General features: G+C 69.0%; 3 protein-coding genes. 2 read left to right on the forward strand and 1 reads right to left on the reverse strand.

Features of this window, described 5'->3' with window-relative positions; translation table 11 throughout:
• Nucleotides 1–1,131, reverse strand: a 1,131-nt coding sequence (locus tag EP26_RS30630) for a PDC sensor domain-containing protein (RefSeq protein ID WP_157033990.1), incomplete at its 3' end; no start/stop codon positions are given.
• Nucleotides 1,132–1,700: 569 nt separating this feature from the next.
• Here EP26_RS30630 and EP26_RS38415 point away from each other — a divergent pair.
• Both EP26_RS38415 and EP26_RS39075 read left to right on the forward strand, forming a co-directional pair.
• The gene (locus EP26_RS38415; RefSeq protein ID WP_281177172.1) at nucleotides 1,701–1,829 is read left to right on the forward strand and encodes a hypothetical protein; all 129 of its coding nucleotides are present in this window, start codon (nucleotides 1,701–1,703) and stop codon (nucleotides 1,827–1,829) included.
• A 72-nt stretch (nucleotides 1,830–1,901) separates the two neighbouring features.
• A partial coding sequence (locus EP26_RS39075) for a hypothetical protein (protein WP_456303890.1) occupies nucleotides 1,902–2,080 on the forward strand: 179 nt, incomplete at its 3' end.

The following is a 2,080-nucleotide window of genomic DNA, read 5'->3' on the forward strand; positions in this document are numbered from 1 at the left end:
GGTGTCCACAATGGCCCGCAGCCGTACCTCTCTCTCCCGCAGCGCCGCGTCAGCCCGGCGCATGGATAGCCGCAGGGCCTCAAACTCCGCCACATGGACCGGGATGCTGTCCGGGACCGAGGCCTCCCCGCCACTGGCGGCCACCGCCTCGGCTTGCCGCGCCAATGTGCGCACGGGCCGCAGGATACGTCGCCCCAGCCACGCCGCCGCGGCGAGCGCGGCGAGGAACGTCACGGCGCCTCCAGCCCCCAGGGCTAGAAGAGGGTCTCGCCAGCTTGCCTCGTGGGCCGCCAGCGGCTCAGCGACCGCCACCGTCCAGCCGGGCGCGCTGGCGAGGCGACGGAAGGCCAAAATTACGTCGTGCCCGGCCAGAGCACGTCCCTTGAGCACGCCCGCTTCCTTACCAGCAGCCGCGTTGGGGAACCAGCCGGGCACCGCGCGGCCGACGAACGCTTCAGCGTCCGCAGAACGCGCCACAACCACGCCGCGGCCATCGGTGAGTGTGGCGAAGGCGCCGCCCGAGAGCGCTTGCGCGGCGAGCAGGCGGGAGAAGCGGGCGGGCGCTACAGGGGCAACGAGGGCCGCCCCCGGGCGGCCTTCGCGCACAACCGGGACCACCACGGGGGCGACGGGCACACCGAGGACCGCGCCGACGAGAAGATCGCTGACGGCTGGGCGGCCGGTGTCCAGTGCGGCGCGCACCGCCGCGGTCGCGCCTGTGGGCGGGAGCGGGAGGCCGAAGGGGTGCGCGGTGTGGAGCCGCTGGCGAAGGTCTGCTCCGACGAGGACGACGGGCGTCCCGACCGCCTCCGCCGCGCCGCGGGCATGGGCGTAGAACCCGGCGAGGTCGTCCCCGTCGAGGAGGGGCGAGGCGGCAAGAGCCGCAAGGGCTGCGGCATGCCCCTCAACCTCGCGGTCGAGGGCCAGTGCCAGGGCTCGGGCGGTGTCGGTCAGGCGCTCCTCGGAAGCGGCACGGTAGCTCCGGGCCATGTGCCAAGCAGTGGCCGCGCCGAGGCCGAGCGCGGGGATCAGGACAGCAAGGACGAGGGCGATGAGGTACACCCGCAGGCCAAGGGCCCTCGTAGCGTCGCCGCCCAGCATGCCCCCGTGTGACCGCGTGAGGAGCGGCACGCCTACTCGCCCACCATGCACAGCGGACACCGCGTCACCACCCAGTGTGTCCTGCTGCGCTTACATGAAGCCCACGCGGACCGGTTCTGCCTCGCCACATCAATGCCACGACGGGAGGGGGCTGCGGTGCAGCCCACCGCGGCTGCCGATCCGCAAGTTGAGGGCGCAGCCCGCACCTCGTCATCGGCAGCAAGGGTATCTGAAGTCATTCACCTTTGAACTCCAAGCCGCACCGGGAGATCGGGACCTTCTCTGATCGCATCGTATATCAGGGCATGCAATCTACTATCGCTCCGTGTGCGCTTACCACACGAGTTCCGCGATCCGATACAAAGTGCGTGCATCCGGTTGGCTGGCTCAACCTCCCGGTGTCCAAATCAGCGTCGTCGGCTACCGCGCTAACCTTTATCTTTCCTGACTGAAACAGTCCGACCCTGGCCGTTGTCTCCGCCCATCTCAAGCGCGCTCGACTGGACCTCTCGATTCCGTTGCCACCCGCCGCGATGAGTCTTGCCCCGCGTTTCTTCGGTCTCCGGTCGGAACTCGCCGTGGAACCGGATGAAAGTCACTTGATCTCTAACCCTGCCCGCTGGCTGTTCGACCCCTCAGGCTTGACGCCACACGGCTCCTGCCTGATTTGGGAGCCCTGGCTGATCTGGACCCATGCGGTCGCCGACATAGCGATCGGCCTCACCTAATTCTCCATTCCCTTGGCGCTAGCTACCTTTGCGCGCCGCCGCCGCGGCCTCGTGTTTCGGCCAGTGTTCTGATTGTTCGCCGCCTATATTCTGCTCGGTGGCGCCGGGCACTGCCTTGACCTAATCACCTTCTGGGTTCCGGCCTACGGCGCCGAGGCGCTGATCAAGGCCGCCACAGCCACGGTTTCGGTCGCCACTGCGGCGGTGCTCTGGCCACTCATGCCCAAGGCCTTGGCGTTGCCCTCGCCCGC

The sequence above is a fragment of the Belnapia moabensis DSM 16746 genome (assembly GCF_000745835.1).
In the GTDB taxonomy this organism is placed as follows: domain Bacteria; phylum Pseudomonadota; class Alphaproteobacteria; order Acetobacterales; family Acetobacteraceae; genus Belnapia; species Belnapia moabensis.